The organism is Oceanobacillus phoenicis (assembly GCF_047238145.1).
GTDB lineage: Bacteria > Bacillota > Bacilli > Bacillales > Amphibacillaceae > Oceanobacillus.
Window position 1 is genome coordinate 2,212,424 of record NZ_JBDFME010000001.1, and the last position, 15,705, is coordinate 2,228,128.

Genomic DNA, 15,705 nt, shown 5'->3' on the forward strand with positions numbered 1-15,705 from the left:
ATGAATCAACATCGTATTTATTTAAATGCAGCAGATGCTATTGTGAAAGGATTACGAAGAGAAGAAGTTACACAGGTTTTTTGTGTCCCTGGCGAAAGCTATCTTCCGGTATTAAATGCTCTTTATGATGAGCAAGAAATACAAGTAATTTCAGGTCGTCACGAAGGTGGTATTGCTTTTATGGCGGAAGGATATGCAAAAGCTACAAAGAAACCAGGAATAGTTATGGCGACGAGAGGTGTGGGGGCAAGTAATCTATCCATCGGTGTGCATACTGCGTATCAAGATTCTACTCCAATGGTTGTAATGCTGGGACAAGTAAGTACAAAGTTTAGAGGAAGAGAAGGGTTTCAGGAAGTGGATTTAGAAAGTTTCTTTCGACCGATTTCCAAATGGGCTGTGGAAATTACAGATGTACATCGTATACCTGAAATACTCGCTAAAGCTTTTCGGATTGCTAAAACCGGCAGGCCAGGACCAGTAGTAATCTCTTTGCCTGAAGATATCCTTTATGAAGAAGGCGAATTTACATTTCAAGCACCTGTTAGTATTCCGCGTCCGGCACCATCGATAAAAGAAATATCCATGTTCCAGCATTTTTTACAAATTGCCAAGAAACCTTTGATTATTGCTGGTGGTGGCATTCGTTTTTCTGGTGCGGAAGATGCACTTCTTGAATTTGCTGAAGCATTTCAAATACCTGTAATGACAGCCTTTCGGCGGCATGATGTTTTCCCAAATAATCATAATTTATATCTTGGACATTTGGGATTAGGTATTACATCTGAAATACGAGAGTCTGTAAATGAAGCAGATGTTATCTTTGCTTTTGGTTCAAGATTATCGGAGGTTACTACGCAAGACTATTCTATTATTACAAATGATAAACGACTGGTGCATATTGATATATCTTTTGAAACAATAGGAAATGTATATCCACCAGATTTAGGTATAGTAGCAGATATAAAGGAAGCATTATTGTCAATACGGCCGATTAGTATTGAAGAGGTAAAGGGATCAGGTGACTTTGTCTGGAAAGAATGGGTGGACAAAAGACGTACGAAGCAAATAGAATCGATAAAACAACTATATCAAAAACAGGATATTCAAAGTAAAATCATTGCTTATTTACAACAGCGATTAAACAATGAATATATCATTACAAATGATGCGGGGAATTTTGCAGGATGGCTACATACTTATTTTCAATTTAACCATAAAAACACCTATATTGGACCGACATCAGGAGCAATGGGGTATGGTGTACCTTCTGCAATTGGAGCGGCTATAGCATGTCCAGATAAAACGATTATATCACTGTCTGGGGATGGTGGTTTTATGATGACGGCACAAGAATTAGAAACAGCAGTGAGATATAAAGTTGGTATGTTAAGCCTGATTTTTAATAACAAAATGTATGGAACAATTCGAATGCATCAAGAAATACATTATCCGAAAAAAGTAATAGCGACAGACCTTGGAAATATTTCATTTAAATCGTATATCCAAAGTTTAGGAGGAAAAGGGTATCAAGTTTCTAGTTTTCTAGAATTTGAACATGTTTTTCCAATCGCACTTGAACATGCAAAGCACTCACCAGTTGTCATTGAAATACTTACCGATCGTGAACAAATAAGCGTAAATAAGAAAATAAAAGACTTTCATAACTGAGTCAGCATTTGAAATTGATTCAATGAATGGAAAAAATTAGTAATCAAGAATACAATCCATGTTATTCTTGATTTTTTTATGGTGATTTAAACGTATAGAAATTTTATTAGCGAAAATATATTGATATTTATCGCTTAAAAGATATAATAGTATTATGGAAGCGATTACATCATAGGTTATGGGGGATATACATGATAACATTTTTCACAGCTATTATCTTATTAATTATTGCATATTTTACGTATGGTAAATTTATTGAAAAGTTATTTGGACCATCAGATAAGAGACAGACTCCTGCTATATCACAAAACGATGGAGTAGATTACCTTCCAATGCATAAACAGAAAAATGCTTTAATTCAACTATTAAACATTGCGGGTACAGGACCTATCTTTGGCCCTATTATGGGTGCGTTATTTGGGCCAGTTGCATTTTTATGGATTGTCATTGGATCGATTTTTGCAGGAGCGGTTCATGATTATTTAACAGGTATGATATCTATACGAAATCGTGGGGCACATATACCACAGCTTGCAGGAAAATTTTTAGGAAGTTTTTCGAGACATATTGTTAATGCTTTTTCACTTCTTTTATTAATTTTAGTTGGTACCGTTTTCTTAACTACTCCAGCTTCTTTGATCGATATTCTACTAGATGGAAAAGTTGCGTTTGTATTTATTTTAGGGGCTATTTTACTCTATTATTTTCTTTCTACCATTCTACCAATTGATAAAATTATTGGCCGAATCTATCCTTTTTTTGGAGCAATTTTATTAATAGGAACAGTATTAATAGGTGCAGCACTGGTATTCTCCGATTATAAAATACCAGAACTTACGCTACAAAATATGCATCCAGATAACTTACCAATATTCCCTATTTTATTCTTTACGATTACTTGTGGAGCTTTATCAGGATTTCATGCAACACAATCGCCGATTATATCTAGAACAACCCAAAAAGAATCACAAGGTAGATATATATTTTATGGGATGATGATTGCAGAAGGAATTATTGCTATGATTTGGGCTGCAGCAGCAATGAGTATTTTTGATGGACAAACCTTAAGTCAAGTAATTGCAGATGGCACAGCTTCTGCAGCAGTGAGTGAAATTGCTATTACTTTATTAGGAGCAGTTGCGGGGACGATTGCGGTAATTGGTGTGATTATTTTACCTATTACTTCAGGGGACACTGCCTTCCGTGCAGCGAGATCTATAATTGCGGATTATTTAAATATTAACCAAAAGAAAGTTGCTAATCGTTTAATGATCGCTATTCCATTATTCGTTATTGCATACTTTTTAACAACGATTGATTTTAATGTGTTATGGAGATATTTCTCTTGGGCAAACCAAGCAACAGCAATGCTAGCATTATGGATTGCCACGATGTATCTGTATGTGAAAGGAAAGAACTACTTCGTATCTATGGTACCAGCCATTTTTATGACATATATGGTTCTTGTATATATTCTTAATGCGAAGATTGGATTCCAATTAGATTTAAATATATCTTTCATTATCGGACTTGTATTGACAGTTATCTTCACAATTCTATTCTTTATAAAAGCAAAAAGTAATAAAAAGAATAACCTTCAAGTAGATATGGAGTAAATGAATATAAAAGTCATAGAATTTTCTATGACTTTTTTGCTTCTTTTTCGTATAGTGTACCGTCTATTAAAGTAAGCAAATGTCGTTAAGGGGGAGAAAAACGATGAATCAAGAAAGAAAAAGAATGTTTTATATTGACGCAGCTGCATTACAAAGTTATTTAGATATAGAAGTAATGACTAATACGGAATTTGACTTTAATCGGGTGGAGAGATTATATGGAGTAGAGAATCATCAACTGGATTATGATTGGGTTGAAAAGTTAGGACTCGGAGTAGTTAAAACGAATTACTTTAATGATTATTATATTTATAATGCTACTTATGACAACTTGATGAATGAGTCAACTAGAATTGGTTTGTATTATCAGTTAACACATCCAGAATACGATGATAAAGAATTAGATCGATGGATTTTTGGTGATAAAGATGGAATTAATTATCTTTTGGGCTTAGTTGGAGAGCATGGATTATTAGTTGTAAGTAAGTTAAAAGAAATATACCAACAGAAAAAAGGAAATGTTATCATGTTTCCAATTCAAAAGAAATAAGTTTTCTAACAATAAAAGAGGGACCTCTTTCAGTGAGAGGTTCCTCTTTTATTTTATATCTTCAACGGATTCGATAAATCTTTGTCGTTCTTCGGGGGTAGGGAGTTTACATTGTTGTTTTTTACCAAACCATTTAAATCGATTGTTGGCGAACCAATCATAAGCTTTGTCTCGAATAGGGGTTGGAACAATCGAAAATGCGTATAAAAATTTCCAAGGAAATGGTAAGTTTCTACAAATATCAAGTACTGCATTTGATTTTATTTTCACATTATTATTTTCTTTTACAAGTACCATACTGTCCGTATCATCAGGAATATTATTTTGTTCTCCTAAATATTTCCCTGCTTCACTTTGTAGAGAGGCGAAGGAGAATATACCTTCTTGATCTCTTTTTAAAATAAACTGAACACTTGAATCACAAACATTACATTCACCATCAAATAGGATTATATACAAAGTGAGCCTCCTAATACTTAAACTTAAACTATTTGGTCACATGAAAAAACATTCCCCTTGTATAATTCTTTAAAACAACATTTATTTTACAAGTCGATAAATACGCTTAATTGTCTCCATATGAAGAGCTTCGTGATAAAAACTAAATAACAATGTTTCTGAAAAAGTATCAAATTGCATTTTTGAACTATTGATAAAAGGAGTAGGCAGAGCCTCTTCTAAGTGATAAGGTGCATAGTTGTCAATTCTATCAATTTGAAGGGTTAATTCTTTAGCTATTTCATCAAAGCTAGGCGGCGTTCCTTTCCATTCATTCGGACTAGTATCAGGTTTAAAGTATTCGATAAAAAATTTCGGGATTTTTAGCTTTTCATTCATTACTTCAAATATAAGCTTCTCTTGAACGACTATAATATGTCCCAAATTCCACCTAATATTATTTCGATATGTGTCTGGGATATGATCAGCTAAGTCTTCAGGAATCTTCTCTAGAGAATTTAATGTGATCCCACGTACTCGCTTCATATGATTTGATATGTGTTCATACATATTGATCGCCTCCATTTGTATATAATATTCAATAACCTTACTATGAAATCCTTTATCTTATAAAAAATAATTAGGATCGTTGGGCAAAATATCTGTAAATGGAACGATATAAGACAATCAATTCGTTTACAAAACCTATTGATTAGATAGTATTGCTTGGTATACATAGCTATCACTACCTTTTTAAATAAGAAAAGATTCCATCTATCAAAAGTGATATCTGGAATCTTATGCGCAAAACTAAACTTGTTTTAACTGTTTTTTAAATTAATTGCTTGTTCTAATACTTTATCACCTTGAACCAAACCGTAAGCCATTTGATCAATAACAGCAACCTTTATCCCTTTTGGTTCAACAAATTCACGAATTTTTTTCTCTAAATATCGAACTTGAGGACCAATTAAAACAACATCCAGATCTGATAAATGATTTTTTAATTGTGATTCAGGAATTGCGTCAATTTCTACTTCTAATTGTTTTTCTATTGCTGCAGTTTCCATTTTTTTAACAAGCATGGAAGTAGACATGCCAGCCGAACATACGAGACGAATCTTCATGTTATCTCTCCTCCAAGTTTCTTATTTGTTTTTGCATAGTGATCATTTCGATTGCTAAATCTTTAACTGTTAAAGCATTCATTAAATGATCTTGAGCATGGATAAGAATAATAGAAAAATCTGGAACGTTTCCATTTGCTTCACTTTGTAATAGAGATGTTTGTATATGATGAGCTTCTGCAAATTCTTTATCAGCAGCATCTAGCTTTAATTCTGCTTTGTTAAATTCTCCATTTCTAGCAAGCTGTAATGCCTCCATTGCTTCAGACCTAGCGTTTCCTGCATGTAATATGATTTGAAATGAAAGAACTTGTAATTCTTCTTGTTGTGTGGTCATTATTTTTGACCTCCCATCTTTTCTCTCATTGAACGAACACCTGCCATAATAAATGGAATATATAATAGGACGGCTATAGTTAAGTTAAAGAGCTGTAAAATGATTCCACGTATACTTCCGCCAGTGACAAGATATCCACTTAAAATAGGTGGTGTTGTCCATGGAAGTATAGCAACAGTTTTTGGTACAAGCCCTAATGACAGAGCAAAATAAGAGATTGTTGTTAAGGTAACAGGTACAAGGATAAAAGGAATTAAAAAGATTGGATTTAAAACAATTGGTAATCCAAAAATTACTGGTTCATTTATATTAAATAAACCGGCTGGTGTTGATAATTTTGCGACTTCTCGGTATGGATGATTTTTTTCATGTCTGATAACAATAAATATGGCAATCAGCAGAGCAATTGTGGTTCCTGAACCACCCATAAAAACAAATGTATCTAAAAATGGTTTTGTTACAACATTTGGCACATCAAATGCGGACATACCTTTTTGAAATAAATCTGCATTTCGTTCAATCAGAGGCAAATATACCGGTTCGATTACTGATCCGATAATGTTTGTACCATGCAGCCCAAAGAACCACAATAAATGGTTTAAGAAGGCAACAATAATCGCTGCGGGTAATGTATTTCCTAGTCCTTGGAGAGGCTCTTGTATTAGATTAAATATTAATTCAAATATACTAATTCCAGAAAAAACACTAATTAAAGCATGGAATAGACCAACAAGAACAAGAATAATAATCGCTGGTATTAAAGCAGAGAAAGATCTGGAAACCCCCTCAGGAACTCCTTCTGGCATTTTTATGGTAATGTTCTTATTCATGAGTAATCGGAAAAACTCTGTTATAAGCATGGATAAAATAATAGCAACAAATAGTCCTTGTGCTCCCAGCCATTCAAAATTCAATCCACCATCAACAGTCGTCGGGACAAGCATAATAAAAGCTGCTGCGGAAATTAAACCTGTAGATAAACCATCTATTTCATAGGACTTAGCTAAATTATATGCGATAGAAAATGATATAAGTAGTCCTAATACAGCGAATGTACCATTCCATATACTTCCGCCGACTACCTGCCATTTACCCTCACCAAAAATACTATTTAACATTTCAACTAGACTAAAATTCCCGAAGTCTGGAAAATTATTAATTAACACAGCTAATGATCCAATAATAATTAAAGGCATAATAGCAACAAAACCATCACGTATTGCAACTAAATGACGTTGTGAGCCAATACGACCAGCAATTTCAATAAATTTCTGCATAAATTTGTTATTCATGCTTTGTTCCTCCTATTGTTTAAATTGTGGTAGAAAAGATTTGTGAGCTTCTAAAAGTTCATCAAGTAACACTTTCGCTTTCTTTTCGTCTTGAATTAATGGATTCATAACAAACGCATTGTAAGCATCTTCATATTTTCCCGATAATGCAGCTTGAATTGTGAGTTCTTCCATTGCTTTCATATTTTGGATTATACCTTTTACAGGAGCTGGAATCTTTCCAATGGAAATTGGTTTTGGACCATCTTTTGTTATTACACAATTAACTTCAATTACTGCATCATTTGGTAAATCAGTAATCGTGCCATGATTCTGTGTATTTACTGTTTGTATATCATTCTTATTATTGTAGATGGAGTCCATCAAACTACATGCAACTTTGCTATAAAATGCTCCACCTCTTTTTTCAAGTTCATTTGGCTTTGTATTTACTTCTGGTTGTTGGTATAAACTAAATAAGGATTCTTCTAATTGTTGTACTACTTCCGCTCGTGTGCCATTTTCCTTATATGCTTGTAAATCTTTTTGGAGGACTGTTTGTGTTTGGAAATAATATTGATGATATGGATTAGGTAATAGTTTTGTAGATTGAATGAATGTTTTTGACCAATCTAAAGGCATTATATTTGCTGGTGTATAATTGCCTTTCCAATTAGCAAGTTTATCGAATACTTCTTCCGTTCGATTTTCTCCGCTTACAAGAACCTTCTTGCCAAAAATAAAGTGATTCAGTCCAATAAATTCAATTTGTACCTCTTTGGGGTTTGCATTTAATAATTCGGCAGTGGAATGCTGCGTGTTAATAGGGATATTGCAAACTCCTATTACTCTCGGATGACTAGAATAATTTAGAAGTGCTTCTGTAACTATTCCTGCTGGATTTGTAAAGTTAACAATCCACGCATTTGGACAAATTTCTTGTACATCTTTTGCGATTTCCATTAACACAGGTATTGTTCGCAAAGCATTCATAATGCCACCTGCACCATTTGTTTCCTGTCCAATAAAACCATGCTTAAGCGGAATACGTTCATCTATTGCACGTGCTTCAAGTCCACCAACTCGAATTTGAGTAGTAATAAAATCTGCATTGACTAATGCTTGTCTACGATTCAGTGTCCATGAAAGATTAATATTCGCATTCGCTTGTTGAATCATTCTTTTTGCAAGATTGCCAATAACTTCTAGTTTATGTTGGCCTGATTCAATATCAACTAGAACAATCTCATTTACAGGAAAAGTATCCTGACGTTGAATAATTCCTTCAATAATCTCCGGAGTGTAACTTGAACCACCACCGATAATAACGAGTTTTAATGTCATAATCTAATGCTCCTTTACAAATTGTAATCGCTTGAATTTAAAATGTTTAGACAACTAATTAAAAATGTATCATACAAATTTTATATTGTCCATACAATTTTATCTAGTTGTTATAACATAAATAATTGTCAATTAGTTTCAAATCTTGTAAACTAAATAAAAACAGTGAAAGAGGAGTAAGGTAATGGATAAAAGCCAATCTTTACACGCTTACATTAAGCAGGAGTTATTACATCGAATTAAAACAAATCAATACAAAAGTGGAGAAAAAATCCCACCAGAGTTAGATCTTTGCAAAGATTTTAATGTAAGCCGTACCACTGTACGTACAGCATTGAACCAACTAACACTAGAAGGCTATTTAGTTCGTCAACAAGGAAGTGGAACATTTGTAGCTGATGAGAAAGTCAAACAGACATTGACCCAGACTGTCAAGCGTTATAGTGATCAGTTAGCTATTCAAGGGAAAGTATCGGAAATTGAAGTATTAGATATTTCTGTAATTGCAGCTGATGAAGTGATTGTTTCCTATTTAGATGTTAATATGAAAGACCCCATACAACGGATTGAACGTGTTCGTAAAGCAAATGGTCAGCCGACGCAGTATGAAATAGCATTTATACCCTGGTATATTGCACCAGGAATTACCCATACACATGTGGAAACCTCTTTATATAAGTCGCTAAGCGATATGTTCAACGTATTTATTGCTAAAACTTATGAGAATATGGAAATAACCCTTGCAGATGATCAAATTTGTAAATATCTAGAATGTGAACCAGGACTACCATGTTTTTACATAGAAACAATCGCAGAAGATCAACAGGGACGAAATATAGAATTTTCAAAGTCGTTTTTCCGAGGAGATAAGACTAACTTTACAATAGAACGAAAGTATCCAGAATTAGACTAAATAATGGAGGGATAACAATGAGAGTTGAAATCAATGCGGACGATTATGGATTAACGAGAGGTGTAACGGATGGAATTATAAAAGCACATAGAGAAGGATGTATTACATCAACGACTCTAATGATGAATGGATTGTCAGTAGAATATGCTGTTGAACAGGCAAAGAAAAATCACGAGTTGAAAGTGGGAGTACATCTTGTTTTAACATGGGGAAAACCAATCTTAAATGATACCATTTCTTTGATACAATCAAATGGTGATTTTAAGTTTACCAGTAGTTATCGAGATATGGAGCCGCCTTTAGTAGAAGAAGTTGAAAAAGAGTGGAGAGCTCAACTAGAAGCATTTAAGGAAACTGGTTTGACATTGAATCATATAGATAGTCATCACCATATCCATGCATGGCCACCATTAGTAGATGTTATTTTAAGGTTAGCTAGGGAATATGAAGTCCCTGTACGCTATGCGGATTCGTTGAAGGGTTATCCAGATATTTGCTGGACTGAAAAGCTATGGACTGACTTCTATCAAGATGGTGTTACTGATAATCTTTTTGAAAAATTAAAAGAAGAAAATGTTCTTTCTGTAGAGATTATGACACATCCTGGATTTGTAGATGAAGATTTAATAGAAAATAGTTCTTATCTGTATACTCGTGAAAAGGAAGTCGAACTTCTTTGTAAAATGCGAGTTCCAGACTGGGTACAATTAACGTGAAACTTTGGCAATATATTATTTATAAAAAGCAGGATGAGACATACAGATTAATACAATTGGTAAATATACTTTACTCTGTTGTCTCACCTTGGCCTTATATGCTAGTTTTTTAAATATATCTTTGTCTTTTTGGCAATCTTATTATTTCTCAGGTTATAAAGATTTAACATCAATGGTCTGAATGAAATCTACAAATGCACGAACGACATTCATTTGTAATGCATCTTCAGGGTAATACATCCATGTCTGTCTTTTAATGAGTTCGTTATTTTCATCTATGATTGGCTTAACAATTAATTCTGGGTTATTTCTAACTACGAGATTAGCAACCACTGCATATCCTAAACCATGTACCACCATTTCTTTGCAAGTTTCAACCTGATTGACATGGATTGTAATATTGGGACTTTGTGTATAATGGTGATGCCACCAATTATCAACCATCATTCGCATATGATCGTCTGTATAATAATCAATTCTTGGAAGTTCCGGCAACTCGTCCCAAGAAAACTCCCAAGGTGATGCGATGCAAATTTCTTCTTCGTACAATAATTGTTTTCTTTCCTTCCACGGATAGTTTCCTTTTATAAAGCTAATATGTACATCATGATTCAAAAGCAATCGATGCATTTCACTGCTCCATCCAGTTACAACTTGGCATTCAACATCAGGATATTCTTCTTTAAATAATTGGAGCAGTTTGGGCATTTTATTGGATGCAAAAAAGTTTGAAACTCCTACGCGTAATGTACCTGTAACTTGATTTTTCATATTATCTAATTTTTCTTCAATCTTTCGCTGCTCCTGTAACATATGCTGTGCATGATGTGCCAATTGTTCCCCTTCTGGTGTAAAAGCAATTCCTCTTCGTTTTCTCATAATGATCTGTATTCCATAATAGGATTCTAATTTTTTGATCCGTGATGTAAGGGTGGGTTGTGTTAGAAATAATTGATGAGCAGCCTGGGTTATATTTTCTGTGTCATACAATGTAGATAACATTTGCCAATCCTGTAAATGCATGGTTTTATCCCTCCCGAAGCATGTGATATAGAAATTTTTTATGTTTATTTATTAATATTATATATTTTTCTAATTTTCTAATCAATATTATAATAAAGGTATATTAGTTGAAAGGTAATTTGTTATCTATCATTTGACTGCGCTTTCAAAAATAAAATGAGGAGGAATGAAATTGAAGACAGAAGAAAAATTTGTTCCAGGTTTAGATGGTGTGATTGCCTCAGAAACAGCGATATCTTTTTTAGACGTTGATAAGGAAAAGATTATTATTAATGGGCATGACCTTATCGAATTATCTTTAAAACAGGATTACTTAGATATTCTTCATTTACTTTTGGAAGGGGATCTACCAACAAAAGTAGAAAAAACAAATACAGAGAAATTGTTGAAAGATCATTATGAAGTTCCTCAAGCAGTATTGGAGATTTTAAAACTATTACCAAAGGAAACACATCCAATGGATGGAATGCGCACTGCATTATCTGTACTTGCAGGATACGATAAGAAAATTGATGATCGTTCAGCTAGTAATAATAAGGATCGTGCTTATCAACTGCTAGGACAATTGCCGACGATAACTGTAAATAGTTATCGAATTATAAACAATCAAGAAGCGATTCAACCAGCGAACGAATTATCTTACAGTGCGAACTTTTTATACATGATTACAGGGAAAGAACCGTCAGATTTAGAAGTGGAGATATTTGATCGTTTATTGCTTTTATATAGTGAACACGAGATGCCAAACTCAACATTTACTGCGAGAGTTATATCTTCCACTAACTCAGATATGTATGGTGCTCTAACTGGCGCAATATCTTCACTAAAAGGAAATCTGCATGGCGGTGCTAATGAAGCCGTTATGTATATGTTGAATGAAGTGGACTCCGTAGAAGAATTTCAACAATTATTATATAAAAAGTTAGAAAATAAAGAGAAAATTATGGGCTTTGGACATCGAGTATATATGAAAAAGATGGATCCGCGTGCGCTAATTACGAAAGAAGCTTTAAAGAAGCTTTGTGAAAAAGATAATGATTATACATTATTGGAAATGTGTGAAGCAGGAGAGGAAGTAATGAAAAAAGAAAAAGGATTGTATCCTAATTTGGATTATTATGCAGCTCCTGTTTATTGGAAATTGGGTATACCGATTTCGCTCTATACACCAATCTTTTTTAGTGCGCGTACAGCCGGTCTTGCAGCGCATATTGCTGAACAGCACGCAAATAATCGTATTTTTAGACCAAGAGTGAAATATATCGGAAAAGATTATTAAGTTCGGAGAGGGGACATTATTTTTATGGAACAAGTAAAGACGATAAATAAGACAGATCAAATTATAGAAGAGATAGCTGAATATGTACTTCACACAGAAATTACGAGTGAAGAAGCATATAGAACTGCACATCATGTATTAATTGATACTTTGGGTTGTGGGATTTTAGCGTTGAATTATCCAGAATGTACAAAATTATTAGGTCCGATCGCACCAGGTACAGTTGTACCTAATGGTAGCAGAGTACCTGGTACTTCCTATGTGTTGGATCCAGTGCAAGGTGCCTTTAACATTGGTGCAATGATTCGCTGGTTAGATTACAATGACACTTGGCTTGCAGCTGAATGGGGACATCCGTCAGATAATTTAGGTGGAATCTTAGCTGTTGCTGATTATGTAAGTCAAGAAAGATTAAAAAAAGGTGAAGAGCCTATTAAAGTAAAAGAAATACTTGAAATGATGATTAAAGCACATGAAATTCAGGGTGTATTAGCTCTAGAGAATAGTTTGAATCGAGTTGGATTGGATCATGTTTTATATGTGAAAATTGCTACTACTGCCGTTGTAACAAAAATGCTTGGCGGTACGAAAGAAGAGATACAAAATGCATTATCTAATGCTTGGATTGATAATTCAAGTTTACGTACGTATCGTCATTTTCCAAACACAGGTTCAAGAAAGTCCTGGGCTGCTGGAGATGCTACAAGTAGAGCAGTTCGATTAGCTTTAATGGCTATAAAAGGAGAAATGGGATATGCAACTGCTCTTACCGCAAAAGGCTGGGGATTCCAAGATGTTCTATTTAAAGGACAGGAGTTAAAGTTAAGTCGTTCTTTAGGCAGTTATGTGATGGAGAATGTCTTATTTAAAGTATCGTATCCTGCAGAATTTCATGCGCAAACTGCAGCTGAAGCAGCTGTTCAATTGCATTCTGAGATAATAGAACGTCTTGATGAAATTAAAGAAATAACGATTACAACCCATGAATCTGCTATTCGTATAATCGATAAGACAGGTCCATTACACAATCCGGCTGACCGAGATCATTGCTTGCAGTATATTGCTGCTATCGGGCTTTTGAAAGGAAATATTACTGCAGAAGATTATGAAGATGATGTTGCTGCTGATCCGCGTATTGATGAATTACGTGAAAAAATGGTAACCGTCGAGAAAGAATCCTATACAAAGGATTACTTAGATCCTGAGAAGCGTTCAATTGCGAATGCAATACAAGTACATTTTGTAGATGGAACTTCTACAGATGTTATTGATTGTGAATATCCATTAGGACATCGCTTTCGTCGTGATGAAGCAGTCCCTAAGATTTTGGAGAAGTATGCATATAATTTATCTACACAATTTACGGCTAAACAGAGTGAACGCATACAAAAGATCACTAATAACTTTGAAGAGGTACAACAAATGAATACAACGGACTTTGTTGATTTATTTGTAAAATAAGGAGGACTTATAAATGGCTTGGATAGTAGACCAACCTATATCACAACAAGAGTTAGCAAGTCAATTTCGATCCCAAGTAAGTGAAAAAGGTATTGTTCAAATTCCTGGTGCACATGATGCGATGGCTGGACTGATTGCCAAAGAAGCAGGGTTCCAATCGCTTTACCTTTCAGGAGCAGCGTATACAGCAAGTCGTGGTTTGCCTGACTTAGGAATTGTTACTTCAACAGAGATAGCTGAAAGGGCTAGAGATATTGTACGGGCTACTAATTTGCCTATTCTTGTTGATATAGACACAGGTTTTGGTGGAGTTTTAAATGTTGTCAGAACCGCACGTGAAATGGTAGAGGCGAATGTGGCTGCAGTACAATTAGAGGATCAGAAATTGCCCAAAAAGTGCGGGCATTTAAATGGAAAACAGTTAGTTAGTACAGAAGAGATGCTTCAAAAAATTACAGCCATTAAAGAAGTAGCTCCAACTCTAGTTATTGTTGCTCGAACAGACGCACGTGCAGTTGAAGGCTTGGATGATGCTATTTCAAGAGCACAAGCGTATGTGGAAGCAGGAGCGGATATTATATTTCCAGAAGCATTGCAAAATGAGGAAGAATTTCGTCTTGCTTCAGAAAAGATTGATGCACCATTACTTGCTAATATGACTGAATTTGGGAAAACCCCTTATCTAACAGCAGATGAATTTGAAGAAATGGGCTTTGACATTGTCATATATCCCGTTACATCTTTGCGAGTTGCAGCAAAAGCCTATGAAAGAATCTTTTCAACCATTCGGAAAGAAGGCAGTCAAAAGAATGGTTTATCGGATATGCAAACAAGGAAAGAGCTATACCAGACAATTTCCTACGATGATTTTGAAGATTTAGATGAAGGTATTGCTAAAACGGTTTTAGAAGAGAATTAATAGTATATATTCATATGCACCCTTAAAGATTGAATTTTGGGGTGCATATTTCTTTTTGTTCAATGTCATATAAATTACTTACTTTTTTTAGACTTATCACATGGTACTTCCACTATTGCACGCTAGTATAGAATTGTTCCATATATACATTCTAATCTGTAAAAGATATAAGGTTGGTGAAACCATGTATGTTATTAGTCTAATAGGAATAAGTAAGGTGATTGAAGCGCCTGTTCATCAAATAAAAAAATGGATTCAACTATTTGGTTCTTATATTCCGATGACGTCTATGGACCAAATACTTTATTTTGAGATAGAAGCCGTTCATATATTGTCATTTATAAAAGAAAAAATGGAAGAAGAATATGATTGGACTGAAATTGAAAATTTACTCCAGCATACAGTTTTTGGTTGAATGAGGAGTATCTAGTACTACTCCTCATTCAGGTTCTATATTCACAAGGCTGTGTAGAGGGAGTGATAGTGTATCATTATCCATATATAGTTGGAGATATTCCTTTGTTATTTTTATATGTGATGCCTGACACGAAGTAGTTTGTATATTTCCGTCATCATAGTAAGTAATGATGATACTTGAATTATTGTTCGTAGCAAACCGTAGTTGCTGTTCCATATATTCAAGTTGCTGAACATCGATAACAGGTTTAGAAATCTTTTGAGCTTCTTTTTTCTTCTTTCTAAGATATTCGACATGTTCTGGTAGCATCATAGCTGTCCATTTTATACTTCCGCGATCATTCATTGTCATGCACCATATCTCACTTGCCACGGTGATTTCCCAACAGACAATATCCGGTCAAGATGAAAAGAACGGATTTCTTTTCGATAATAACAAAATGCAAGAATCGAATCAGATTTTATCGTGACTACTTGAACAGTTCGTTGTGTTATATTATCATGCTGATCTATATATATTATTATTATCTTTTCTTTTTGTTGTGTAGAATGAAGAAGTAATGGGTACATTGAACGAACCTCCTCTTTTAAATAGGAACAAATGTTCTGTATCTAAAGTATAT

The 15,705-nt window shown here is 34.3% G+C and carries 18 protein-coding genes; 9 read left to right on the top strand and 9 right to left on the bottom strand.

Annotation, left to right across the window (positions count from 1 at the left end):
* From ABC346_RS10945 to ABC346_RS10955, 3 genes are all read left to right on the top strand, one after another.
* Complete coding sequence (locus ABC346_RS10945; RefSeq protein ID WP_413234869.1) at nt 1-1,671, top strand: thiamine pyrophosphate-binding protein; 1,671 nt, start codon at nt 1-3, stop codon at nt 1,669-1,671.
* A gap of 191 nt (nt 1,672-1,862) precedes the next feature.
* Nucleotides 1,863-3,287 (top strand): carbon starvation CstA family protein, encoded by a 1,425-nt coding sequence (locus ABC346_RS10950; protein ID WP_413234870.1) that lies wholly within the window; start codon nt 1,863-1,865, stop codon nt 3,285-3,287.
* 103 nt (nt 3,288-3,390) lie between these two features.
* A complete protein-coding gene (locus ABC346_RS10955; RefSeq protein ID WP_413234871.1) occupies nt 3,391-3,837 on the top strand; it encodes a hypothetical protein in 447 nt (148 codons plus the stop codon).
* Between the two features lie 48 nt (nt 3,838-3,885).
* Here the strand turns inward: ABC346_RS10955 and ABC346_RS10960 are convergent, their stop codons facing one another.
* The 6 genes from ABC346_RS10960 to ABC346_RS10985 form a co-directional block, all read right to left on the bottom strand.
* Complete coding sequence (locus ABC346_RS10960) at nt 3,886-4,296, bottom strand: thiol-disulfide oxidoreductase DCC family protein (RefSeq protein WP_413234872.1); 411 nt, start codon at nt 4,294-4,296, stop codon at nt 3,886-3,888.
* Nucleotides 4,297-4,377: 81 nt separating this feature from the next.
* Nucleotides 4,378-4,845 (bottom strand): DinB family protein, encoded by a 468-nt coding sequence (locus ABC346_RS10965; RefSeq protein WP_413234873.1) that lies wholly within the window; start codon nt 4,843-4,845, stop codon nt 4,378-4,380.
* 251 nt (nt 4,846-5,096) lie between these two features.
* Nucleotides 5,097-5,402, bottom strand: coding sequence for a PTS sugar transporter subunit IIB (locus ABC346_RS10970; RefSeq protein ID WP_413234874.1), 306 nt, complete (start codon nt 5,400-5,402; stop codon nt 5,097-5,099).
* A 1-nt stretch (nt 5,403) separates the two neighbouring features.
* Entirely contained in the window at nt 5,404-5,739 is a 336-nt protein-coding gene (locus ABC346_RS10975) for a PTS sugar transporter subunit IIA (protein ID WP_413234875.1), read from the bottom strand.
* Nucleotides 5,739-7,031, bottom strand: coding sequence for a PTS sugar transporter subunit IIC (locus ABC346_RS10980; protein ID WP_413234876.1), 1,293 nt, complete (start codon nt 7,029-7,031; stop codon nt 5,739-5,741). Before ABC346_RS10980 ends, ABC346_RS10975 begins: the two co-directional genes overlap by 1 nt.
* A 12-nt stretch (nt 7,032-7,043) precedes the next feature.
* Nucleotides 7,044-8,354, bottom strand: a complete 1,311-nt coding sequence (locus ABC346_RS10985) for a 6-phospho-beta-glucosidase (protein ID WP_413234877.1) — start codon at nt 8,352-8,354, stop codon at nt 7,044-7,046.
* 184 nt (nt 8,355-8,538) lie between these two features.
* Here ABC346_RS10985 and ABC346_RS10990 point away from each other — a divergent pair, with 184 nt between their 5' ends.
* Both ABC346_RS10990 and chbG read left to right on the top strand, forming a co-directional pair.
* On the top strand, nt 8,539-9,267 hold the full coding sequence (locus ABC346_RS10990; protein WP_413234878.1) for a GntR family transcriptional regulator: 729 nt from the start codon (nt 8,539-8,541) through the stop codon (nt 9,265-9,267).
* A 17-nt stretch (nt 9,268-9,284) separates the two neighbouring features.
* Nucleotides 9,285-9,983 (top strand): chitin disaccharide deacetylase, encoded by a 699-nt coding sequence (chbG, locus tag ABC346_RS10995; RefSeq protein WP_413234879.1) that lies wholly within the window; start codon nt 9,285-9,287, stop codon nt 9,981-9,983.
* 153 nt (nt 9,984-10,136) lie between these two features.
* Here chbG and ABC346_RS11000 read toward each other — a convergent pair whose 3' ends face one another.
* Nucleotides 10,137-11,006 (bottom strand): LysR family transcriptional regulator, encoded by an 870-nt coding sequence (locus tag ABC346_RS11000; RefSeq protein WP_413234880.1) that lies wholly within the window; start codon nt 11,004-11,006, stop codon nt 10,137-10,139.
* A 166-nt stretch (nt 11,007-11,172) separates the two neighbouring features.
* On the opposite strand from ABC346_RS11000, the gene mmgD reads away from it, so the two are divergent.
* From mmgD to ABC346_RS11020, 4 genes are all read left to right on the top strand, one after another.
* A complete protein-coding gene (mmgD, locus tag ABC346_RS11005; protein WP_413234881.1) occupies nt 11,173-12,285 on the top strand; it encodes a citrate synthase in 1,113 nt (370 codons plus the stop codon).
* Between the two features lie 24 nt (nt 12,286-12,309).
* Entirely contained in the window at nt 12,310-13,746 is a 1,437-nt protein-coding gene (locus tag ABC346_RS11010; RefSeq protein WP_413234882.1) for a bifunctional 2-methylcitrate dehydratase/aconitate hydratase, read from the top strand.
* A gap of 13 nt (nt 13,747-13,759) precedes the next feature.
* Complete coding sequence (gene prpB / locus ABC346_RS11015) at nt 13,760-14,665, top strand: methylisocitrate lyase (RefSeq protein WP_413234883.1); 906 nt, start codon at nt 13,760-13,762, stop codon at nt 14,663-14,665.
* Between the two features lie 184 nt (nt 14,666-14,849).
* Nucleotides 14,850-15,080 (top strand): hypothetical protein, encoded by a 231-nt coding sequence (locus ABC346_RS11020; RefSeq protein ID WP_413234884.1) that lies wholly within the window; start codon nt 14,850-14,852, stop codon nt 15,078-15,080.
* A 24-nt stretch (nt 15,081-15,104) separates the two neighbouring features.
* On the opposite strand, the gene ABC346_RS11025 is transcribed toward ABC346_RS11020, so the two are convergent.
* Nucleotides 15,105-15,434: a YolD-like family protein gene (locus tag ABC346_RS11025; RefSeq protein WP_413234885.1), complete on the bottom strand. Its 330-nt coding sequence runs from the start codon at nt 15,432-15,434 to the stop codon at nt 15,105-15,107.
* Complete coding sequence (locus ABC346_RS11030; protein WP_413234886.1) at nt 15,431-15,652, bottom strand: hypothetical protein; 222 nt, start codon at nt 15,650-15,652, stop codon at nt 15,431-15,433. Before ABC346_RS11030 ends, ABC346_RS11025 begins: the two co-directional genes overlap by 4 nt.
* Nucleotides 15,653-15,705: the final 53 nt, after the last annotated feature.